Source organism: Staphylococcus sp. T93, from assembly GCF_016743875.1.
GTDB classification, from domain to species: domain Bacteria; phylum Bacillota; class Bacilli; order Staphylococcales; family Staphylococcaceae; genus Staphylococcus; species Staphylococcus aureus.
The window spans coordinates 676,070-700,349 of record NZ_CP068247.1 but is presented as its reverse complement, the minus strand read 5'-3'; the positions used below and the strand labels follow the sequence as shown (position 1 = coordinate 700,349).

General features: G+C 32.8%; 23 protein-coding genes. All 23 read right to left on the bottom strand.

Annotated elements, in window-relative coordinates; all coding sequences use genetic code 11:
- Positions 1–26: 26 nt before the first annotated feature.
- The 23 genes from JG553_RS03425 to ylqF all read right to left on the bottom strand — a co-directional run bounded on the left by JG553_RS03425 (position 27) and on the right by ylqF (position 24,145).
- Complete coding sequence (locus JG553_RS03425; protein WP_000814103.1) at positions 27–1,730, bottom strand: proline--tRNA ligase; 1,704 nt, start codon at positions 1,728–1,730, stop codon at positions 27–29.
- Between the two features lie 19 nt (positions 1,731–1,749).
- The gene (rseP, locus tag JG553_RS03420; RefSeq protein WP_000121116.1) at positions 1,750–3,036 is read right to left on the bottom strand and encodes an RIP metalloprotease RseP; all 1,287 of its coding nucleotides are present in this window, start codon (positions 3,034–3,036) and stop codon (positions 1,750–1,752) included.
- Positions 3,037–3,272: 236 nt separating this feature from the next.
- The gene (locus JG553_RS03415) at positions 3,273–4,055 is read right to left on the bottom strand and encodes a phosphatidate cytidylyltransferase (RefSeq protein ID WP_000868413.1); all 783 of its coding nucleotides are present in this window, start codon (positions 4,053–4,055) and stop codon (positions 3,273–3,275) included.
- Between the two features lie 6 nt (positions 4,056–4,061).
- Positions 4,062–4,832 carry an undecaprenyl pyrophosphate synthase gene (locus JG553_RS03410; RefSeq protein WP_000473705.1) on the bottom strand — a complete coding sequence of 257 codons (771 nt, stop codon included), beginning with the start codon at positions 4,830–4,832 and terminating at the stop codon, positions 4,062–4,064.
- 372 nt (positions 4,833–5,204) lie between these two features.
- Complete coding sequence (gene frr, locus JG553_RS03405) at positions 5,205–5,759, bottom strand: ribosome recycling factor (RefSeq protein ID WP_001280006.1); 555 nt, start codon at positions 5,757–5,759, stop codon at positions 5,205–5,207.
- A gap of 18 nt (positions 5,760–5,777) precedes the next feature.
- Entirely contained in the window at positions 5,778–6,500 is a 723-nt protein-coding gene (gene pyrH / locus JG553_RS03400; protein ID WP_000057330.1) for a UMP kinase, read from the bottom strand.
- 136 nt (positions 6,501–6,636) lie between these two features.
- Entirely contained in the window at positions 6,637–7,518 is an 882-nt protein-coding gene (tsf, locus tag JG553_RS03395; RefSeq protein WP_000201387.1) for a translation elongation factor Ts, read from the bottom strand.
- A gap of 34 nt (positions 7,519–7,552) precedes the next feature.
- A complete protein-coding gene (locus tag JG553_RS03390) occupies positions 7,553–7,666 on the bottom strand; it encodes a hypothetical protein (RefSeq protein ID WP_001789890.1) in 114 nt (37 codons plus the stop codon).
- 33 nt (positions 7,667–7,699) lie between these two features.
- Positions 7,700–8,467 carry a 30S ribosomal protein S2 gene (gene rpsB / locus JG553_RS03385; RefSeq protein ID WP_000268484.1) on the bottom strand — a complete coding sequence of 256 codons (768 nt, stop codon included), beginning with the start codon at positions 8,465–8,467 and terminating at the stop codon, positions 7,700–7,702.
- 198 nt (positions 8,468–8,665) lie between these two features.
- Positions 8,666–8,758: a hypothetical protein gene (locus JG553_RS03380; RefSeq protein ID WP_001790530.1), complete on the bottom strand. Its 93-nt coding sequence runs from the start codon at positions 8,756–8,758 to the stop codon at positions 8,666–8,668.
- A gap of 50 nt (positions 8,759–8,808) precedes the next feature.
- On the bottom strand, positions 8,809–9,582 hold the full coding sequence (gene codY, locus JG553_RS03375) for a GTP-sensing pleiotropic transcriptional regulator CodY (protein ID WP_000055337.1): 774 nt from the start codon (positions 9,580–9,582) through the stop codon (positions 8,809–8,811).
- Between the two features lie 24 nt (positions 9,583–9,606).
- Positions 9,607–11,010, bottom strand: a complete 1,404-nt coding sequence (gene hslU, locus JG553_RS03370) for an ATP-dependent protease ATPase subunit HslU (protein ID WP_000379054.1) — start codon at positions 11,008–11,010, stop codon at positions 9,607–9,609.
- Between the two features lie 65 nt (positions 11,011–11,075).
- A complete protein-coding gene (gene hslV / locus JG553_RS03365) occupies positions 11,076–11,621 on the bottom strand; it encodes an ATP-dependent protease subunit HslV (protein WP_000072681.1) in 546 nt (181 codons plus the stop codon).
- Positions 11,618–12,514: a tyrosine recombinase XerC gene (gene xerC / locus JG553_RS03360; protein WP_001015597.1), complete on the bottom strand. Its 897-nt coding sequence runs from the start codon at positions 12,512–12,514 to the stop codon at positions 11,618–11,620. Before xerC ends, hslV begins: the two co-directional genes overlap by 4 nt.
- A 416-nt stretch (positions 12,515–12,930) precedes the next feature.
- Positions 12,931–14,238 (bottom strand): methylenetetrahydrofolate--tRNA-(uracil(54)-C(5))-methyltransferase (FADH(2)-oxidizing) TrmFO, encoded by a 1,308-nt coding sequence (trmFO, locus tag JG553_RS03355; RefSeq protein WP_000195254.1) that lies wholly within the window; start codon positions 14,236–14,238, stop codon positions 12,931–12,933.
- Positions 14,239–14,393: 155 nt separating this feature from the next.
- Positions 14,394–16,469, bottom strand: a complete 2,076-nt coding sequence (gene topA / locus JG553_RS03350) for a type I DNA topoisomerase (protein ID WP_001548566.1) — start codon at positions 16,467–16,469, stop codon at positions 14,394–14,396.
- Positions 16,470–16,642: 173 nt separating this feature from the next.
- The gene (gene dprA / locus JG553_RS03345; protein ID WP_000593192.1) at positions 16,643–17,515 is read right to left on the bottom strand and encodes a DNA-processing protein DprA; all 873 of its coding nucleotides are present in this window, start codon (positions 17,513–17,515) and stop codon (positions 16,643–16,645) included.
- Positions 17,516–17,687: 172 nt separating this feature from the next.
- On the bottom strand, positions 17,688–18,932 hold the full coding sequence (fmhC, locus tag JG553_RS03340) for a FemA/FemB family glycyltransferase FmhC (protein ID WP_000672867.1): 1,245 nt from the start codon (positions 18,930–18,932) through the stop codon (positions 17,688–17,690).
- A 27-nt stretch (positions 18,933–18,959) separates the two neighbouring features.
- Positions 18,960–20,078, bottom strand: a complete 1,119-nt coding sequence (locus tag JG553_RS03335; RefSeq protein ID WP_001041662.1) for a LysM peptidoglycan-binding domain-containing protein — start codon at positions 20,076–20,078, stop codon at positions 18,960–18,962.
- Between the two features lie 226 nt (positions 20,079–20,304).
- Entirely contained in the window at positions 20,305–21,213 is a 909-nt protein-coding gene (gene sucD / locus JG553_RS03330; RefSeq protein WP_000110253.1) for a succinate--CoA ligase subunit alpha, read from the bottom strand.
- A 21-nt stretch (positions 21,214–21,234) separates the two neighbouring features.
- Entirely contained in the window at positions 21,235–22,401 is a 1,167-nt protein-coding gene (gene sucC / locus JG553_RS03325) for an ADP-forming succinate--CoA ligase subunit beta (RefSeq protein WP_001020801.1), read from the bottom strand.
- A gap of 108 nt (positions 22,402–22,509) precedes the next feature.
- Positions 22,510–23,277 (bottom strand): ribonuclease HII, encoded by a 768-nt coding sequence (locus JG553_RS03320; protein ID WP_000176394.1) that lies wholly within the window; start codon positions 23,275–23,277, stop codon positions 22,510–22,512.
- Positions 23,261–24,145, bottom strand: a complete 885-nt coding sequence (ylqF, locus tag JG553_RS03315; protein WP_000236722.1) for a ribosome biogenesis GTPase YlqF — start codon at positions 24,143–24,145, stop codon at positions 23,261–23,263. Before ylqF ends, JG553_RS03320 begins: the two co-directional genes overlap by 17 nt.
- Positions 24,146–24,280 lie beyond the last annotated feature (135 nt).

The following is a 24,280-nucleotide window of genomic DNA, read 5'->3' as shown; positions in this document are numbered from 1 at the left end:
TACTCTTATAATTCATTCGATCTTAATTATTTTAAGTTATCATATTTATTTGTAATGACAGTCATTAAGTCATCAATGTGAACTTCTTCGCTATCACCTGTTAAACGTTCTTTAACTTCTACAATACCTTCCGATGCACGTTTACCAACAACAATTCGCAGTGGTAAACCAATTAAATCGGCATCATTAAATTTAACACCTGCACGTTCCTGACGATCATCGTACAACACATCAAATTTAGTATTAAATTCAGCATATAGTGCATCTGCTAGTTCTCGTTGATCATCTTTCTTAGGATTAATAGAAATTAAATGTAAATCAAACGGAGTAACTGATTTAGGCCAAACAATTCCATTATCATCGTGATTTTGTTCAACAATCGCACTTAGCGTTCTAGAAATTCCAATTCCGTAACAACCCATAATTAAAGATTGAGCTTTTCCTTGGTTATCTAAGAATGTAGCATTCATTGATTCTGAATACTTAGTACCCAATTTGAATACTTGACCAACTTCAATACCTTCAGCAAAATGTGCAACGCCTGAACCATCACTTAACTTTTCGCCTTCTAAAATAAAACGGAAATCGCCATATTCATCAACGTTGAAGTCTCTACCTACATTTACATTAATTAAGTGATAACCATCTTCGTTAGCACCGACAACTAAATTATTTAAATCTTGCACAAAATTATCTGCATAAATTTTGATTTCTTTATCAATTACAGGACCTAGTGAACCAGGATTTGCACCAACTAAATTAACAATTTCGTCTTGTGTTGCTAATTCAATATTATCTGTGCCGAAATAAGATTTTAATTTAATGTCATTAATTTCATGATGGCCACGCACTAAAACCATAATATATTCGCCATCAACTTTGAAAATCATCGTTTTAACGATTTCATCTACTGGTCTACCTAAGAAGTCTGCCAATTCTTGCGCAGTCTTAACATTTGGTGTTTCAATTTTTTCTAAAGGTTGCACAGTAGTATGCTTATGATTTGGTTCGTAAACGACTTCTGCTTTTTCGATGTTAGCAGCATAATCACTTTCTTTACTGTAAACGATTGTATCCTCACCGATAGCACTTAATGCCATAAATTCATGTGTATGGCTACCGCCTATAGCACCTGAATCTGCAACTACTGGTCTTGCGTTAATGCCAACTCTCTCAAAAATACGGCTATACGCTTGATACATATCTTGATACGTTTGATCTAATGATGCCTCGTCAGCATGGAATGAATATGCATCTTTCATAATAAATTCACGCCCACGAAGTAAACCAAAACGTGGTCTCTTTTCATCACGGAATTTAGATTGAATTTGGAATAATGTCATCGGTAATTGTTTGTATGATTTCAATTCATTTCTTACTATTGATGTAACTAATTCTTCATGTGTTGGACCTAATGCAAATTGTCTTCCATGTCTATCTTGTAAACGCATTAATTCTGGGCCATATGCACCCCAACGTCCTGATTCTTCCCATAATTCAGCTTGTTGTAACGCTGGCATTAAAATTTCAACAGAATCGATACGTTCCATTTCTTGTCGCACAATTGCAGTAATATTATTTAACACACGTGTTGCTAGCGGTAAATAACTATAAATCCCACTTGTACTTTGTTTTATCAAACCCGATTTCAATAATAAACGATGACTTTGTGCTTCTGCTTCTGATGGCACGTCACGCATCGTTGGTATAAAAACTTTGGATTGCTTCATAATTATTTATCCTCCTAAATTATAAGAAATATCGTCGAATATCATTCCACGTTACTAATATCATTATAACGACCATGAAAATGGCACCAATAGCAATAATCGTTGTTTCCGCTTTTTTATTAACTGGTTTTCTGAAAATCGCTTCATATATAACAAATAAAATACGACCACCGTCTAGTGCAGGAATAGGAATTAAATTCATAATACCTAAGTTTACACTTAATAACGCAGTGTAACCAATTAAGCTAATGATACCCGCTTTAACAACTGAGTCGACGTTATGATAAATACCAACCGGACCATTTAACATATCAAATGAGAATCCGCCCGTAAATATACTAGCCAACATACCTACTACAGCTGTAAAAATATAAGTACTACCGATTAAAAAGCTTTTAAATCCGAATACAATTGGTTTAAAAAGTGTATGTTCACTCGCTGGTTGGAATCCGAGAACATACTTCGTCTCTGAACTTACTTTAGTCAGTTTTTTTTCAGTCTTTTTAGGTGTTAATTCAACTGACTTTGTTTTACCATCACGTTCAAATTTAACAGTCGTCTTATTATCTTTAACTTTATCTAACGCCTTATCAACATCATCAAATTCAGATATTTTATATTTGCCAATTTGGACGATCTTATCACCTTTTTGTAATCCTGCTTGTTGAGCTGGATACTTATCTGCGACTTGTTCTACAGTAGACGTAGGCGTGCCTTGATAATATGCAAGACCAATAAATAGGACTAAAGCTAATATAAAGTTAAATAACGGTCCCGCAAATAATGTTAAAAATTTCGGCCATGGCTTTTTATGTGCAAATTGTCTGTCTCTCGGAGCAATTTGAACTAAGCTACCATTTTCAACAAAGAAAGACTTTCTAGCAATTTTAAAATGATGTCTTTCATTATCATAAGCAGTGATACCTTCTATGAATAAGTCATCCTTAAAATCACATTTTTTAACTTCGATCGCTTCAATTTGTTGAAACTTATGATGATCATCTAATATGATATGTGTTATTTCATTTTCTTCATTAAGTTTAATTTTAACGTTCATACCGGGCTCGACTGGTGGCTCTTCTAAGCCATCTCCTGCCATACGAACATATCCACCAACAGGCAATAACCTAATAGTGTAAAGTGTTTCATTTTTTCTAAAACTAAAAATTTTTGGCCCCATACCGATCGCAAATTCTGGACACATAATGCCTGCTCTTTTCGCAAAAAACATATGGCCATATTCATGAACAGTTACTAGTACACCAAAAACAATAATAAATGCAATTATTGTAACTAAATAGCTCACTCGCTACACCTCGATTGTTTATAAATTTCTTTTATTTTAAAAATGATTGCTGTATACGTAACATAAGTCATTATAATATGATACTGACAAATCACAAAATATAACGTCTAATTTTCAAAGTTAATATTGCGTATAATTTTCAAAGTTAATATTGCGTATAATTTTCAAAAGGAGTTCTGAGATTCATTAAATTATCTCAGCAACTCCTCTTTACGTTTATTGATTTGTTCTCAGCATTAAGATTGTATTAATAAAATATTTAATAATGGTAACACAAACATAAAGCTGTCAAATCGGTCTAAAATACCACCGTGTCCAGGTAGTATTCGACCTGAGTCTTTAACGCCGAAATGACGCTTAAATCCTGATTCCACTAAATCACCTAATTGACCAAATAAACTTAAAATCAATGTCACTCCAAGTAATATCCATACATTCATATTGAAATCTACAAAATATAACATTGCAAGTGGTACTATCAAACTACAGAACAAGCCACCTATGAATCCTTCGATTGTTTTATTCGGACTTATTACTGGCCAAAGCTTATGTTTACCCATCATTTTACCAAACAAGTAAGCCCCTGTATCTGTAAGCCAAACAATTAAAAAGGCATATAATATGTAATGTAATCCTTCTGATCTCGTTTCATAAAAGAACATAAAACCAATGCCTACATAAGCCACAGACATTAAGCAAAATGCAGCATCCATAAAACTAAATCTGTTTTTAGATAAGACAGTATAACTTAATACAATAAAGCTCATTGCAATTAAACTTTTTAATTGAATTACTTGTACCCATGGCCCTGCATGTTGTGGCAACATAATGATGATAAGACCAACTGCACTAATTAAACCAGGAACTGAAACAAATTTAATCATATTCATATTCAACAATTCTTTTAATGCAATCAATGCTAATATATTAGCAAATATCATTAACACAAGGCCGCCTTTTAACAAGATAGGCAAGAATACGATTAAGGCAATAATAGCTGTCAGCGTTCTAACTTTCATACTATACTACTCCTCACTCAATCCGCCAAAGCGTCTTTGACGTGACTGATAAATTTTTATACATTTAATTAATTCATCTTCGTCAAAGTCAGGCCATAATTTTTGATTAAAGATAAATTCACTATACGAAACTTGCCAAATCAAGAAATTACTTATTCTTTGTTCTCCTGAAGTACGAATTAACAACTCTGGATCAGGATAGTCTTTTGTCATTAAATGATTGTTTATATATGTTTCATCTATGATATCACTATTTAAACCTTGTTGATGAAGCTCGTCAAACATATTTTTAATACTATGAACAAGTTCTGCTCTGCCACCATAATTAATTGCAAATATTAATTTTAAGCCGGTATTATTAGCTGTCTTTTCTTTAGCATTATTAATTGCTTCTATCGTTGATTTTGGCAACTTATCAGTAAATCCAATTGTTTCAACTTTGACATTTTTTTCAATTAGTTCCGGTAAGAATGTCTTTAAGAAATTGACAGGCAAATTCATAATATAATTTACTTCACTTTCAGGTCTTGACCAATTTTCAGTGGAAAAGGCGTATAAAGTTAAGTACTTAACACCAATATCACTAGCTACCCTAGTAATTTTTTTTATTGTTTGCATACCTTCGTAATGACCTTTAATTCTAGGCATTTTTCGCTTCTTAGCCCATCGCCCATTACCATCCATAATAATAGCGATATGTTCAGGTATATTAGACGAGTCTAATTCTTCATTATAATTATTTATAGTGTTCTTTTTATTTATTAGCTTTTTAAACATGGTCTTTCCTCCGAGCCTGATCATCTCTGTCATATAGTATAAGTTACTAAACAATCATTATCATTTTATCATACTCATTTAATGCATTGAATAAGCAAATAAAAAAACTGTACCAAAGTCTGACTCGGTACAGTTTACACCAGAAATGTGACATACATACTGAGGTTAAAAATTACATAACTTTATTATAGCAATATACCTAATGCCTATTATTTATAAAGTATATGTTTAATTAACTTGTTTAAACACCATTTTTATGCTCATTGTGAATTTAAATTATCACATGCATCTTTGATTTAATTAAACATGCCCATTTTAAATGTTACATTATCGTTTAATACTGGCATTTTAATATGTCATTGTATATTAGTTTTATACTGACATAATATCTTTTTCTTTATCAGCAATCATTTGATCAATTTCTTTTATTGAATTGTCTGTTGCTTTCTGAACATCTTCAGTGCCACTTCTCAACTCATCTTCAGTAATGTCGCCATTTTTTTCATCTTTTTTCAACTGATCATTCATATCACGACGAATATTTCGAACAGATACTTTAGCTTCTTCACCAATTTTCTTAACATCTTTAACGCGCTCTTTTCTACGTTCTTCTGTTAAGGCAGGTACAGCAATACGTATCACTTCACCATCACTTGTTGGGTTAACACCTAAGTTAGCTGCTATTATCGCTTTTTCGATGTCAGCTACAGAAGTTTTGTCGTATGGAGAAATAACAAGTAAACGTGCTTCTGGAACATTGATGCTTGCTAATTGTTGTACAGGTGTTGGTGCACCATAGTAATCAACTGTTACGCCGTTTAATAAATTTGAATTAGCTCTTCCTGCACTGATGTTAGCTAATTCACGTGATAAGCTTTCGATTGATTTTTGCATTCTTGATTTAGTTTCATTAATAATGTCACTCATTATTTTACACCTCTAAATTTATTTTGTAATTAACGTACCTATCTTTTCACCCATAACAGCACGTTTAATATTTCCTTCTTCCATAATAGAGAAAACAGTTAACGGAATGTTATTATCCATACAGAATGAGGATGCTGTTGAATCCATTACTTGTAAACCTTCTTGAAGCATTTGAATATGCGTTAAATGTTCATATTTTACCGCATCTTTGTTTACTTTAGGATCTGCAGAATATACACCATCTACATTATTTTTGCCCATTAAAATAACATCTGCTTCAACTTCTGCAGCACGTAATGCCGCTGTAGTATCTGTAGAGAAGTATGGGTTTCCAATACCTGCAGCAAAAATAACTACGCGTTTCTTTTCTAAGTGTCTAATTGCACGACGACGAATATAAGGTTCAGCCACTTGCTTCATTTCAATAGATGTTAATACTCGTGTATCACAATCCAATTGTTCTAAACTATCTTGTAATGCTAAGGCATTCATTACAGTTGCAAGCATACCCATGTAATCAGCAGTTCCACGGTCCATACCTAAGTCACTACCTGTTTTACCTCTCCAAATGTTTCCGCCACCAACGATTACTGCGATTTCACAGTCCATTTTAGCAACTTCAGCCACTTGCTCAGCAACACTTTTAATAATTACTGGATTTATGCCAAATCCTTTTTCTCCAGCTAACGCTTCACCACTTAGTTTCAAAACTACACGTTTATATTTAGAAATTTGAGCCATTTTCTTATCCTCTCTATCGTGAATATATGTAACATATACAAGTAAAGAAGACACAGTTGTCGTTTTATTAGAATGATTTACATTTTAATAAAGCAACATTAAAGGTGTCTTCTTCCTTGTTTTACTTTATGACAGATTATTTCATTTGTCCTTTAACTTCATCCGCAAAGTTTTCTTCGCGTTTTTCCATACCTTCGCCTACTTCATAGCGTACGAAGTCAACAAGTTTTCCACCTTTTGTTTTTAAGAAAGCTTCAACTGTTACATCAGGGTTTTTAACGAAGTCTTGATCTACAGCACAAATTTCTTGTAAGTATTTACGTAAACGTCCTTCCACCATTTTTTCAACGATGTTTTCTGGTTTACCTTCATTTAATGCTTGTTGTTTTAAAACTTCTCTTTCGTGGTTGATTTCTTCTTCGCTAACTTGTTCAGAAGAAACATATTTAGGGTTGATTGCAGCGATATGCATAGCAACGTCTCTTGCTGCTTCTTCGTCAGTTGAACCTTCAACAACTGTTAATACACCAATGCGTCCACCCATGTGTAAGTAAGCGCCGAAAGCATCGTTATCAGTTTTAGTTCTGATAGCAAAACGACGAACACTTAATTTTTCACCGATTGTTGAAATTGCTTCTTTAATTCTTTCATCAACTGATTTACCATTTGGTAAAGTTGTTTCCATTAAAGCTTCAACAGTTTCAGCTTTTGTATCTAATACTTGATTAGCGATTTCTTTAACTAACTCTTGGAAACCTTCGTTACGAGCAACAAAGTCTGTTTCAGAGTTGATTTCAACGATAACTGCGTCGTTACCTTTAGTTTCTACATGTACTAAACCTTCAGCCGCAATACGGTCTGCTTTTTTAGCTGCTTTAGCAATACCTTTTTCACGTAGGTAGTCAATCGCTTTATCGATGTCACCATCAGTTTCAGTTAGCGCTTTTTTACAATCCATCATACCCGCGCCAGTTTTTTCACGTAATTCTTTAACAAGTTTTGCTGAAATAGTTGCCATTCATTATTCCTCCAATAAGTTATCATTTTATATATTATGATTTTAGCATTATTATAGGCAAGATTGCCAATACTCTAATTGAATATTTGTAATTTGCCTCGATTTTCTTTTTAAAAAAGGTGATAAGCATTAATATCTTATCACCCATTTAAACTATATCTAAGTCAGATTCAACAGTTGATTATTCTTCAGTTGCTTCTGTTTCTTCTGATTTTTCTTTTTCATCTAAATCGATGTTTTGTTCTGCAGCTACTTCTTCATTAGAAACGCCTTGTTGACCTTCTAAGATTGCATCTGCCATTTTAGCAGTTAATAATTTAACCGCACGGATAGCATCGTCGTTTGCTGGGATAACGTAGTCAATTTCGTCAGGATCACAGTTAGTGTCAACGATACCTACGATAGGAATATTTAATTTACGAGCTTCAGCAATTGCATTACGCTCTTTACGTGGGTCAACTACGAATAATGCTTGAGGCATTGATTTCATATCACGAATTCCGCCTAAGAATTTGATTAAACGGTCGTATTCTTTTTTAAGTTCTACTACTTCTTTTTTAGGTAATACTTCGAATAAACCATCTTCTTCCATTTTTTCAATTTCAGAAATACGTTTGATTCGTTTTGAGATCGTTTTATAGTTAGTTAATAATCCACCTAACCATCTTTGGTTAATGTAGAATTGACCAGCACGTTCTGCTTCAGATTTAACTGATTCTTGTGCTTGTTTTTTAGTTCCTACGAATAAGACTTGTCCACCATCTTCTGAAACTTGTTTCAAGAAGTTGTATGCCTCGTCTACTTTTTTCACTGTTTTTTGTAAGTCGATGATATAAATACCATTTCTCTCAGTGAAGATATATTTTTTCATTTTTGGGTTCCAACGACGTGTTTGGTGACCGAAGTGAACACCCGCTTCTAGTAATTGTTTCATTGAAATTACTGCCATTATAAATTCCTCCTATTGGTTAATTACCTCCATAGCAAACTATTGTAAAGACAATATATAAATATTGCACCCTTTACACAATCACGTTTGATATGTGTGTATTGGCTTTATAGCCGAAAATAAATATAACATAATGCCGTGTCTAAAGCAAATGTTTTTCAAGCATTTTTCCATAAATTTAAAGGTAATTCTATCAAGTTAATGTGAAATATCAATTTGATTGAAAATTAGACAAAAATAAAGAAATGACTTCAACATAATCATCAAAGTCATTTCATTGACTACCGCCAAGATAACATCGTCACGACTAGGACATTGAATTATGTCCCAGACTCATCGACTTATTTACTTTTTTCTAATTCATCTAAGAATTTTTCTTTTTTAACTTTAATGAAAGTACCTTTCATTCCTAAAGAACGTGATTCAATTACACCAGCACTTTCTAATTTACGTAGTGCATTTACAATTACAGATCTAGTAATACCAACTCTATCTGCAACTTTTGATGCGATTAATAGGCCTTCCGTACCGCCAAGTTCTTCAAAGATATGTTCAATCGCTTCTTTTTCAGAATAAGATAATGAATTAATTGCCATTGTAATAGCAGCTTTATCGCGCGCTTCTTTTTCTACTTCACTATGCTTCTCACGTAAGATTTCCATACCAATAACTGTAGCAGCATATTCACCTAGTACCAAATCATTTTCATTAAAATCATCATGTACTCGACCAAGTACTAATGTACCTAATCTTTCCCCTCCACCTAAAATTGGGAAGATAGTTGTACGACTATCTATGAATAATTCTCTGTTTTCAGGTGGGAATACTGTTAATACATTGTCGATATCAATATTTGATTCTGTTTGTTTAACTTCCATTAATCGTTCTGTATATTCACTTGGAATATGTCTTTCTTCCAACATTTGAATAATTCTTTGACTTTTTAATAATTCATTTAGACTCGATCCTAAAATTTTACCTCGACGCGATACAATAAATACATTTGTTACAGTTACGCTACTAATCGTTTGTGCTACATCTTTAAAATCAACCGCAATACCTTTGTGTTTTTGAAGTAACGTGTTTAACTCTCTCGTTTTAGATAATAAGCTCATGAATTTTTCTCCTTTTGTATATTTTTATAGAATAAATGCACTTAAATCTTTATTTGTTGAAATTGATTTTAATTTATCATCAACATATTGTGGGGTAATATCTACAACTGCATTCGGCATACTTGGTGCTTCGAATGATAAATCTTCTAGCATCTTTTCTAAAATTGTATGAAGTCGACGTGCACCAATGTTGTCTGTATCTTGATTTACTTGATAAGCAATCTCAGCTAAGCGAGTAATTGCTTCATCGGTAAAGTTTACAGTAACTTCTTCTGTTTGAAGCAATGCTTCATATTGTTTAATTAATGACAATTTTGGTTCTGTCAAAATTCTTACAAAATCTTCTACCGATAAACTATCAAGTTCAACTCTAATCGGAAAACGACCTTGCAATTCTGGTATCAAGTCACTCGGCTTAGATACATGGAAAGCTCCAGCACCTATAAACAGCATATGTTCAGTATTCACAGTACCATATTTGGTTTGAATAACGCTACCTTCAAGTATAGGTAAAATATCTCTTTGAACACCTTGTCTTGAGACATCTTGACCACTATTATGATTATTCGTCGCAACTTTGTCGATTTCATCTATAAAGATGATACCCATTTGTTCTGCTAATTCAAGCGCTTCTTGGTTAGCGCTTTCTTGATCAATTAGTTCATCCGCATAACTATCAGCTAAGATTTTCCTTGCCGTCTCAACAGCAACTTCTCGCTCAACTTTCTTTTTAGGCATTAATTGATTCATCATCTCTTGCATTTGCTGATTTTGATTTGTACCTAGCATACCTAAAGCACCAGGATCTTGTTCGACTTTAATTCTTACCTTTTCTTTTTCAAGTTTGCCTTCTTCTAGCTGTCTCTTAATTTCAGAACGTTTTGTTTTAATTTCCTCAGTAGGTGGTTCTTCTTCATCTTCGTTATTTTGTCCGAAATTTGGAATTGCACCTCCGAAAAGTGACTCTAAAGGATTATTCGTTTGAGACGCTTTCTTTTTCATACTTGGAACTAATAACTTAACAAGTTTTTCATTGGCCTTAGCTGTTGCTTCATCTTGTACCAATGATTTTTTCTGCGCCTTGACTAATCTTACTGAAACATCAACAAGATCTCTAACCATACTTTCAACATCTCGTCCTACATAACCTACCTCAGTAAATTTAGTAGCTTCTACTTTTATAAATGGCGCGCCGACAACTTTGGCCATTCTTCTTGCAATTTCAGTTTTACCAACGCCGGTTGGTCCAATCATCAAAATATTTTTAGGTGAAATTTCTTGCTTTGATTCCTCATCTAATAAACTTCTTCTGTATCGATTACGTAGGGCAATTGCCACTTTACGTTTAGCATCATTTTGTCCAACGATGTATTCATTTAATTTAGATACGATTTCTTTTGGAGTTAATCTTATTCCAGCTGTATCCATTAATTTCATTCCTCCGTCTTTTAACTAAAATTAATTGCTCGTAATTATTTATCGTGCTCTGATTATTATAGTGTTTCGACAACAATATTATCGTTGGTAAAGACACAAATATCAGCCGCTACTTTCAAGCTCTCATATGCCATTTCTTCAGCAGACAAATGCGATGCATGGCGTTTCAATGCACGTCCTGCGCTTAATGCGTAGTTGCCTCCTGATCCAATAGCGATAAGGTCATCATCTGGAGCAATAACTTCGCCAGTTCCACTGACAACTAAAATAGCATCTTTATCCATTACAATTAGCATAGCTTCTAATTGACGTAATTGTTTATCGCCTCGCCATTCTTGTGCCAATTCAACAGCAGCTCTTTCTAAGTTACCACTAAACTGTTGTAATTTTGTTTCGAATTTTTCAAATAACGTAAACGCATCTGCTACACTACCTGCGAAACCAGCTAACACTTTACCTTCATATAAACGTCGCACTTTTCTTGCCGTTTGTTTCATGATGACTTGTTGACCAAGCGTTACTTGCCCATCTCCAGCCATAGCTGCTTTCCCATTATGTCTTACAGCATAAATTGTTGTTGCATGTAATGTTGTATTACTCATGTTTCATTCTCCTTTTTCGCTCGAGGATGTGCATTTAGATACACTTTTCTTAATTGTTGGTTAGATACGTGTGTATATTTACCAGTTGTTGACAAATTAACATGACCTAATAACGATTGTACTGTTCTTAGGTCTGCACCTTGATTCAATAAATGCGTTGCAAATGTATGTCTGAGCTTGTGGGGATGAATCTCACTTACGCCTGCTGTTCGTTTAACAATATCATTTAAAACATATCGTACACCGCGTTCAGTGATTGCTTCACCCTTCATATTTACAATAAGAAAATCATGATTGCATGACTGAATTGGTTTGAAATGTTCTAAATAATTTTCGATGCTTTGTCTACAATAAGCACCAAACGGTACAAAGCGCTCTTTGCTCCCTTTTCCTAATACGGTAACACCATTCGCGTAAAAATCTATATCTTGTTTTTTAATATTTACTAATTCCGAAACACGGATGCCTGTAGCATACAACAATTCAAGAATAACTCGATCCCGTAAATTTTTTGAAGTGTCCTCTTCTACAGTTTTGAATAACGCTTCCATTTCTTCTTCGTAAAAGAATTGCGGAAGATATTTTTCTTTTTTCGGATGTACTAATTGAACAAATGGATTAATAATGTTCTCATCAAGCGTCATCCAATATTCATAGAAAGTTCTTAACGTTGAGATTTTACGAGAAACAGATGTTCTTTTCAAATGATTTGAATATAAATAGCTCAAATAATTTCTAGCATCTCTGTATTCAAAAGTATTCAACTCTAAATGTTCTTGTTCTAAAAATTGATTAAACTGAATTAAGTCATCTTGATATGATTTCAATGTGTGTTCCGAAAAATTCCGTTCAACTTTCAATGTATTTAAAAACGCATCTTGAATATGATTCAATACATTTACCCTCCATCAATAAGAATTGTAGCATATACAGCAAAGGGCTTACAGTAATTTGATAATCAATTCTAAATCTTTTGAGAATTAAATAATTGTAACTAATCGGAAAACCTGTTAATTAGAATACCTCTTTTTTAAATTAATTACTAAAAGTCTTTATTAATAGCCTTGCCATTTATTATTTCATTGCCTTTTAAATAAAGTTTATTTAAAACATTCTCTTACATGTTACATCAATCAACTTATTGCGTGTTATTTATTTAGATATTTTTTGAATGCGAATTCTAAATTGTCAGAAATACGTAACAATTCCAAAATTAAAAAGACTAGGATAAGTATTTTCCATTTAGAAAGTCATTACTTACTCGTTGATGACTTAAGAATGAATAGCATATCTAGTCTTTCTAACTATTTTATAAAGTTTTTTTGAAATTTTCTAAGTAATCCAAAGCTCTATTAGCTTGTGCTTCATAGCGTTCTTTTTTATCTTTAATTCTAGTTTCTAAAGATGGTAATAACCCGAAGTTAGCATTCATAGGTTGGAAATTCTTATTGTTTTTAGCATGAGAAATATAGTAAGCCATACTTCCAATCATTGTTTCTCTCGGAAATACTACCTCACCCTTGCCTAATATTTTATGCGCAAGATTGATACCTGCAACTAAGCCGCTAGCTGCGCTTTCTACATAACCTTCAACACCAGTCATTTGTCCCGCAAACTGTATGTTTGGTTGTGAAATCAATTCATATTTCTCGTTTAATACGTCCGGTGAATTAATGAAGGTATTTCTATGCATCACACCATATCTAACAATATCAACATTTTCTAAGCCTGGAATTAATTTAATGACTTCTTTTTGAGCTCCCCATTTTAAATGCGTTTGGAAGCCAACAATATTGTAGAGTGTACCAGCAGCGTCATCTTGTCTTAATTGAACCACCGCATAAGGACGTTTCCCAGTCTTTGGATCTTCTAATCCTACTGGTTTCATTGGTCCAAATAGTAATGTCTTGCGTCCGCGTTCTGCCATTACTTCAAAAGGCATACAACCCTCGAAATATTTTTCTTTTTCAAATGAATTTACAGGCGCAACTTCAGCTTCTAATACTGCATCATAAAAGCGATTAAATTCATCCTCAGTCATAGGACAGTTTAAATATGCAGCTTCACCTTTATCATAACGGGACTTTAAGTAAACTTTATCCATATCAATAGATTCTTTTTCAATAATTGGAGCAGCCGCATCATAGAAATAAAGTTGATCTTTACCAGTAATGTCCACTATTTCTTGCGCAAGGGTTTCTGTAGTAAGTGGTCCTGTTGCGATAATTGTGTATCCATCTGGAATGGCATTAATTTCTTCATTAATAACTGTGATATTTTCATGATTTTTAAGTGTTTCAGTAATATAACCTGAAAAATCGTGTCTATCAACTGCTAATGCACCACCAGCTGGAACTCGTGCCTTATCAGCCGCTTCAATAATTATAGAATTCAATCTTCTCATTTCTTCTTTTAAAACACCCACACCATTAGTTAAAGCATTTCCGCGTAATGAATTGGAACATACAAGTTCCGCAAATTTATCAGTATGGTGCGCTGGTGTTTGTTTAACAGGTCTCATCTCTATTAGATTAACTTTAATTCCTCTTTCAGCTAATTGATATGCCGCTTCTGAACCGGCAAGACCAGCACCTATTACATTTACAGTTTGAGTCATTTCTATACTCCTTTTATTGTCATTTATGTCTTTTAATTATGTTGTTATGTTTATATTATCCGCACTTATTTAGATTAATCCTTTACTATCTTTAAAATAAGATTCACTAATGATTCTATTTAACAATCTTAAAATGTATCTAGGAAATAAAAATATTATTTCTGCGCTGCCTCTTTATAATCGCAATTTGAACATATTACTTGTGTTGTCTTGCCTTTTTTATTTTCAACAAGATATTGGTTACATTTTGGACAATCTCTTCCAATCGGCTTATCCCAAGAGATAAAGTCGCATTCAGGATATTTCGAACATCCATAAAAGACACGATTCTTTTTAGATTTTCTTTCTACGACGTCACCATCATTACATTTTGGACATTTAACACCAATAGACTTAACTATCGCTTTTGTATTACGACAATCCGGGAAGTTTGAGCAAGCCATGAACTTACCATAGCGTCCCATTTTTATAACCATAGGAGAACCACAAATTTCACAGTCTTCACCGGCTGGCTCATCTTTGATTTCAATCTTTTCCATCTCTTCTTCAGCACGTTCAACATCTTGTTTAAAGCTACTAAAGAAACCGTCGATTACTTTCCTCCATGTAATGTCGCCTTCTGCAATCTTATCAAGTAACGTTTCCATATTCACTGTGAATTCCACATCAATAATCTCTGGGAAGTATTCTTTCACTTGTTCATGAACTATTTCTCCCAACTCAGTAGGAACAAAACGCTTACTTTCTAATTTGACATAGTTACGCTTTTGAATCGTATCTATTGTCGGTGCATAAGTTGATGGTCGCCCAATTTTCAATTCTTCTAGTGTTTTTACTAATCTCGCCTCAGTATATCTTGGAGGTGGTTGTGTATAGTGTTGAGCTGGTTCAATTTGAGTTGCTGTGACTTTATCACCTTGCTCTAATTTAGGCAGTTTATTTTCCTTTTCGCTATCACTATCATCTTTAGTTTCTACATAAAGTGTCATAAATCCTTTAAACTTGATTGTTTGACCATTCGCTCTAAATTTAATGTCACCTTGTGTTATGTCTAATGAGACTGTATCAAGTATTGCTGGAGCCATTTGACTAGCAACAAATCGTTCCCAAATTAATTTGTATAATCGGTATTGGTCTTTCGTCAAAAATGACTTCATATCATCTGGCGTACGCATAGTACTTGAAGGTCTAATAGCCTCATGGGCATCTTGGTCACCTTGTTTCCCTGATGCTTTACGTTTAGAAGTGTAAGATTCACCGTATTTATCAGTTATATACTGTTTTGCTTCAACTTTGGCAGTATCTGAAATACGTGTAGAATCGGTTCTCATATATGTTATTAAACCAATCGTACCTTGTTTTTTCAAATCTATACCTTCATATAATTGTTGTGCGACCATCATTGTTTTTCTTGCTTTAAAGTTTAATTTACGTGCCGCCTCTTGTTGTAATGTAGAAGTTGTAAATGGGTTTGCTGGATTACGCGTTTTTTCTTTTTTAGTCACGTTTGTAATTTCGAATTGATCTCCATCTAATGCAGCTGTAATTTTCTCAACATCTTTTTTCGTTTTTAGTTTAAAAGGTTTATTTTTATAATGAAGGAATTTAGCATTGAATTTTGATTTTTTGTATCTAAATTCTCCTTCAATAGTCCAATATTCTTCTGGTTTAAAGTTTCGAATTTCATTTTCACGGTCAATGACTAAACGAAGTGCAACAGATTGAACTCGACCCGCTGACAACCCTTTTTTTACTTTTTTCCAAAGAACTGGCGAGATGTTATAGCCAACTAATCTATCTAATATTCGACGCGCTTGTTGTGCATCGACTAAGTTCATTTCAATTTCTCTAGGATTTTTAAAACTTTCTTTAACAGCGTCTTTAGTTATTTCGTTGAAAACAACGCGATTTTCTTTAGAATCTTCAAGCTCTAAAATTTTTGATAAATGCCAAGCAATTGCTTCACCTTCACGGTCGGGGTCACTTGCGAGAAAGACGTTTTTCGCTTTTTTTGCATGTTTTTTCAATTCTTTTACAACAGGACCTTTTCCGCGTATTGTTATATATTTTGGTTCGTAATTATCTTCAGTGTCGACACCCATTTGACTTCTTGGTAAGTCTCTGACGTGTCCCATTGAAGCTATAACTTTATATTTCTTACCTAAATACTTTTCAATGGTTTTTGCTTTTGCAGGCGATTCAACAATGACTAAATTATCTGCCAATGTCATTTCCCCCTCGCTAATCTAATTACTAAAGATAAATGATAAACGCTTAATTTTGCTTTTGTCAACGTTTTATATCTAAACAAATCATTTTCCCTGTCTATTTTTTATAGATTTTATTAAAAAATAAATTACAAAGGGAAACAAAAGAAATATGAAGCAACTCGTTATTTTTAGTTTTAAATATAGTAGTCTTCAAATATATCATTAGCGTTTAATACTACCTTAGCACCTTCTTGGATACGTAATAAATTACCTTTTGTCATAGGATTAAACATAGATCCAGGTAAAACATAAACATTTCTATTTTGCTCTAATGCAAAATCTATCGTGATGTGACTGCCACTTTGTTCCTTAGCCTCAGTAATTAAAACCCCTTTTGACAAACCGCTGATAATTCTATTGCGCTCAGGAAATCTATATTTAGCGATTGGTGTATGTGGTGGATATTCAGATATAACTAAACCTTTTTCTTCTATTTTATTTCTTAATGCTAATGTACTTTTGGGATAATGTGTTTGATGGCCAAAGGCTAAAACTGCAATTGTAGGGAGATTGTATTTTAAAGCTATTTGATGTGCCATTGCATCAGCTCCTTGAGCAAGGCCGGAAACAATTGTTAAATATTTGCTTTTATCATTTGATAATAAAAATTCTAAAGACTGTTGGGTATAACTTGTAGAATCTCTTGCACCTACTACTGCCAAATGATGCATATTATTTATTAATTTGATGTTCCCTTTATAGAAAAGAAGTAATGGAAATTGATATATTTCTTTTAATAGCACTGGGTATTCAGAATCCATATATGTAATGTAACTTACTTTTAATTTCTGCAGTTCTTTAATAATATCGTTATGATCAAGTTTTATAAAAGCATAGTATTTACGTAATAAATGAACATTTTCTTCCCTATTCACCCATTCACATAAATAACTATCTTTTTTTCTTCCCTCCTCTTTAATTACATTAGGATATGCCATTAAAAATTGATGAATTTGTTTAGTCGAAAAGTGTGCCCAGTATAACTTAAGCAAAAATAGTTTAATCAATAAATCAACTCCTTTTTGTAATCATACAAAATCATATTCTATTTTTGTTTTACATTTCTAATACAAAAACATTGTCGATGTAATGTTATTTTAAGGAGTAAAAATACTGACTTAAAAAGTGAAAAGTATGTTGGAAAGAATTTAAAATTTCAATTTCCAACATACTTTATAATTAAACCTTATAAATAAGTTTTGCAAATTTATATAGAATTGGTCTTACTGGTTTGATGAAATCACCAATTAATTCTTCAACATGTGCATTAAAACCCTTTTTAAATTGTTGAACACCAAAATCATCCGCCTCATTACTAAAGACGCCTGTTATTCCATAAAAATTATACCTATTAATATTATGTGATTTTGCATATTTTATCATATGCCATTGTAGATGATATGCACCCATATACTGATTATATTTCGGATTTGATCCACTTGATAGATAATAAACTTCATCATCAGTACATATAAATAAAGCAGCAGCTAAATCCAAAACAGGTCCATCTTCAAATATTAGTTCTTCGGTTTTACTAATTCTATTATTAATACTAGATAATTGCATATTTAACTGATTTAATTTTGATTTATTTTTTTTAGAATTTGGATTTTCATTTAATGCTCTGTTCACAGTCATCATTTCATTTTCGATTTTCAATAATTGTATTTTTAATTTATCTTGATATTCATTAAGATTTATACAAGCTATCTTTAACATTGCCTTATCTTTATATATTTCTTGCATTCGTTTAAAATAATCTTCATTCATGAAATGAAAACCATGTTTTTCTTCAGCCATTTGAAACAATTTATAAAATCGATTTGTTTCTTCAATAGATAAATCTTCAACCTTAACACCAATCTCAATAGTCTTTTTTATATTTCTTCTAGTTTGGTATTCCATTTCTTTTAAAAGTTGATTCTCATCTTTATCTTTTAAATCCAATACAGAAATCCACCTAATTTGACTTTTATTTGAATATCCTGTTGTATAACCTTGATGGAGATACCCAATTTTCCCTAGCATCTTTACTATCACTGAATTATTATAATTCTTTATTATCCTACCATTTGCATCTCTTAAATTCTCTATTAAATATGGATCAACAAGAATAAATACTCCTCTATTTTTATAAATGAATTTAGATAATTCTTTAAAAAAGTAACAAACTAATTTAGCATCGAAATAATCAAGTAAAGGACCTCTATGAGAGTAGAAATATTTGTAGAATTTAAAAATTCGTGCCTCTGTTAATAAACATGCAGCTATAACTTCATTTTTATCATTCTTCACTCCCACAATATGTGCTTCATGATTTATTTTATTTCTATAATTATATAATTCTATAGACTGCGTATAATGTTTGAAGTGCTTTTTGGTGTAGTTGGTAAATTCTTCTTCACTTAAAGTTGAAAATTTCATATTTCAATGTCCTGCCTTCGATTTAAATTATGCTTTTTTAAATGGTCTAATAAAAATCATATCATTTTCATAATTATGAACAACTTTATGTGCAACCTCTGCTTTACGCCATCCACCATTATTCCAGTTTTGATCTAAACTTTGGAACTTCATTAATTTTCCATCATAATCACCATTTAAGACAATAGCTGTATGACCATATCCTCCACCAAATCTTCCACTAAAAACCACTAAGTCCCCAGGTTCAGCTTTGAAAGTTGGTGTGTTGTGATAAATTTTAGCTTCACTATTAAAATTATTTGCATATGGTATATCTTTAGCTCCATATCCTTTTAATCCATGACCATAAAGATGATTCCAATATACATTAACTAAATCGAAACATTGCCATCCATAACTACCGTCGAAATCCCATCCTCTATTCTCTAATGTTTTCAAATAATTTAATGTACTGCTATTACTATTACTTTTATTATTTGAAGACACTGTTTTTGGTTTTGGTTCTACTAATGGTGTCATTGGCACTTTTAATTTTTGACCAATAAATATTAAATTAGGATTTGCTATATTATTTGTATTTTGAATATTTGAAACTGTAGTTTTGTATTTTAATGCTATAGCACTAAGTGTGTCTCCTTTTTTTACAGTATAGATTTGTGTTTTTGGAGCTTCTCTAAAACTGTAGTAACCAAAGTAATTATTAGTAACTTTATTCGTTTTCTTCTGATTAGAATTTTGAGCTTCCAAGTTTGCAATTTTAATTTCTTTAGTAAGTTCATTGTTATTAATAACTAGATTGTTACCTTGGCTTGAGTTTTTCGGAGTATTTGAAATCTTTATATCTTGATTAATTTCATTTCCGTTTGAAATTGCTGATTTGTTGTCTAACTTTAAACTTGTGTCCGATGTTTTAACAGCACCTTCATTTTTTATTTTGTCTTTTGTCGTATTTTTATTAGCATTTAACTCTGATTTCGCGAATACATTTTGCTCATACCCTCTTGTAAAATCTTTAGATTTATCAATTTCATCTGCATATGCTTTGTTCGACATACCCAATGCCAAAAACATACCTATTGAAATTGACAAAATTCCAATACTAACTTTTCTAATTGAATAGCGTACTTTACTTTGTTGTTTATTCATGATGAAACACTCCTTACAATAATATACAAACATTATAACATAGTGCGCTATATATTTTAATTAAAATTTTCTTTGTTTTATAAAGCTATTGTAGGAGGTAAAATAATTAACTTGTCTTTCCAAAATATGAAAAGTGTACTAAAATTCATCGCACGACAAATAGCCCATTTCCGATACTTTTATAAAGTATGGAATGGGCTATAGCCATTTATATCATCTTTTAACTTTATTTATTAACAGTTAATAATGATTCATAAATACCTGCTTCTTTAGCAGCTTCAATTAATGTTGAACCAATTTCTGAAGGTGTTGCCGCTGTTTTCACACCACAACTATTTAATGTTTTAATTTTCTCTTCAGCAGTACCTTTACCACCTGAAATGATTGCACCAGCATGTCCCATACGTTTTCCAGGAGGTGCTGTTTGTCCACCGATAAAGCCTACAACTGGTTTTGTCATATTCGCTTTAATCCATTCAGCTGCTTCTTCTTCAGCCGTACCACCGATTTCACCAATCATAACAACTGCTTTCGTTTCGTCATCTTCATTGAATGCTTTTAAAACATCAATAAAGTTTGTTCCGTTGACTGGGTCTCCACCAATACCAACAGCTGTAGTTTGACCAATACCTTCTTCAGTCAATTGGTGCACTGCTTCATATGTTAATGTACCTGAACGAGATACTACACCAACATGACCTTTTTTGTGAATATAGCCAGGCATAATACCAATTTTACATTCATCTGCTGTAATCACACCTGGACAGTTCGGACCAACTAAACGTGTTTTTCTACCTTGTAAGTAGCGTTTAACTTTAACCATGTCTAATACAGGAATATGTTCAGTGATACAAATAACCATATCTAAGTCTGCATCAGCTGCTTCTAAAATTGAGTCTGCAGCAAATGGTGCTGGAACGTAAATGACTGAAACCGTTGCCCCAGTTTCATTTTTAGCTTCTTCAACAGTGTTGAAAACAGGAACGCCTTCAACAACTTGACCACCTTTACCAGGCGTCACACCTGCTACTATTTTCGTACCATAATCAAGCATTTGTTTTGTATGGAAAAGGGCAGTAGACCCTGTAATACCTTGTACCATTACTTTAGTATTCTTATCTATAAATACACTCATCTTAGTGCTCCCATCCTTTCCTTATGCTTCTTTGACTAGTTTAACAATTTTTTGTGCACCTTCAGCCATTGTTGCTGCTGGTTCAATTGCTAATCCTGAGTCTTTTAAGATTTTTTTACCTAACTCAACATTTGTACCTTCTAGGCGTACAACTAGTGGTAAAGTTAAATCTACTTCTTTTACAGCTTCAACGATACCTTCTGCGATAACATCACATTTCATAATGCCACCGAAAATGTTTACAAAAATACCTTTAACATTTTCATCACCTAAAATGATTTTAAATGCTTCAGTTACTTTTTCTCTAGTAGCGCTTCCGCCTGCATCTAAGAAATTGGCTGGGTTTCCACCGAAATGATTAATCGTATCCATTGTTGCCATGGCTAAACCTGCACCATTAACCATACATCCGATGTCACCATCTAATGCAATGTATGATAAATCATGTTTAGACGCTTCAATCTCTTTCGGATCTTCTTCTTCTAAATCACGTAATTCTACAACATCTTTATGTCTGAATAATGCATTATCATCAAAATTAATTTTAGCATCTAATGCCAATACATCACCATCAGCTGTTGTAACTAATGGGTTGATTTCTACGATTGAACAATCTTTTTCAATGAATACATTATAAAGTGCTAATAAGAATTTAGCAGCTTTGTTAACAGATTCTTTAGGAATATTAATATTAAACGCAATTCGTCTTGCTTGGAATGGTGAAAGTCCGATTACTGGATCGATAGTTTCTTTGAAGATCTTTTCAGGAGTCTTCGCAGCAACTTCTTCAATCTCAGTGCCCCCTTCTTCAGACGCCATCAATGTTACTTGGTCAGTCGCACGATCAATAACGAATCCAACGTAATATTCTTTTTGAATAGCACAACCTTCTTCGATATATAAACGCTTAATTTCTTTACCTTCTGGACCAGTTTGATGTGTCACCAAAGTTTTCCCTAATAATTCTTTTGCATATGTTTCTACCTCAGATAAAGATTTAGCAATTTTTACTCCGCCTGCTTTACCTCTACCTCCAGCATGAATTTGTGCTTTTACAACATAAACATCAGAATTTAATTCTTTTGCTTTCTCCACCGCTTCTTCAGCAGTAAATGCTACTCGTCCTTCTGGAACTGCAACGCCCATTGAACGAAATATTTCTTTACCTTGATACTCGTGGATATTCATCTTCCATCCTCCTGTTACTTAGGTTAAGTTCCCTTACAATTATAAAAAATGTAAGCGCTATTGTAAACTTAAATGCTACTTTTTTATCATTTAATTGAATTTTACGATTTACAGTAACGATTTTATAGGTTCAAAGCTTTTTCTATGCTCTTTCATAATGCCAATATCATCGATTGCTAGTAAATGTTGTTTGGTACCGTAACCCGCGTTTTTTTCAAAACCATATTCAGGATAATCTTTAGATAACTGTGTCATATAATCATCACGAAAAACCTTTGCCATGATACTTGCAGCTGCAATGGACACACTTCTTGCATCACCCTTGATTAAAGATACTTGAGGCAGTGCATTATCAAGCGTCATCGCGTCTATCAATAAATGCGTTGGTTGTACTGATAATCCATCAATAGCTCGCTGCATGGCGATTTGAGTAGCTTTATAAATATTAAATTCATCTATTTCTTCAGCTGTCGCGATCCCATATGCAAAAGCAGTAACTTCATTTTTTAGTGCTTCATTTAATTCTAGACGTTTCGTAACAGGTACTTTTTTCGAGTCATCAAGGCCCAAATAATTGTGATTTGAATTTAAAATTGTTGCGCATGCAACGACTGGACCTGCTAAAGGTCCTCTTCCAACTTCATCAATCCCACAAATAATAGCATTAGGATGCTCTTTTAATATTTCATTTTCAAAGTAAGTCATTTCAACATACTTTTCTTTTAAAGCTTGTTCTTTTTCTAACGCTTTTCTGCGCCTAGCTATGGCATTTTGAACACCTTTTCGCTCATCTAAAAAGCATTCATGATTTTCTAATTCTTCTATTGTATTAACCGCATTAATCAACTGCGTAACTTCTTTAATTGTTAGCGTCATTTGCTAATTCCTCAGTCATATCTTTAAAAATATCAAAACAATAATTTCCTATTTTAGCATTTCGAATATCATAAATAATCAGTTCAATGACTGCTTCGTAATCAATTTCATTACCACGTCGAATTAAGCCACGTTTTTTCCCTATCGCATCAAACCACGCTATGATTTCTGCATCTTCAGGAACTTCAATATTATAATGTGACTTTAATCGCGCTAAATCATTTTGAATTAAAAAGTTTAATCCATAGATGGCAACTTCATCTAAGTGCACAATACTATCTTTTATCGCACCAGTTAAACTCAACTTCTTACCGACTTCTTCATCTTCAAATTTAGGCCAAAGTATCCCTGGTGTGTCTAATAGTTGTAATGCATTACCAACTTTAATCCATTGTTGTTGTTTGGTCACACCTGGTTTATTACCAGTCTGCGCAATACTACGCTTTGCCAGTTTATTTATTAATGTGGATTTACCAACATTTGGAATTCCAACGATCATTGCTCTTATCGCTCTAGGTTTAAGTCCTTTCGCTTTTTCGCGTTCAAATTTTTCAGCAGTCGCCTTAATTGCTGCAGCTTCCACTTTCTTTAAATTTTTACCGTGCTTAGCATCCACTGATACAGGATAGTATCCTTTATCAATAAAAAATTGTTCCCATTTTGACATCTCATTTAAATTAGACATATCTTTTTTATTTAATATAACAACACGTGGTTTTTGGTTAATAACTTCATCTATCATAGGGTTTCTTGAACTATATGGAATTCTTGCATCTACTAGTTCAAACACTACATCTACTTTTTTTAATTGTTCACTTACTTCTCTTTTGGCTTTCGCCATATGTCCTGGATACCATTGAATAACCATTCAATTCACCTTACTTTCGTCAATTCTTTTCTCATTATTAAAATCTATAACCTGTTAATTATAGAACAAATTCATTAATTCAACTATATTTATTTTAACATTGTCACACTTCTTAACAATGCTTTAGATTTAGGT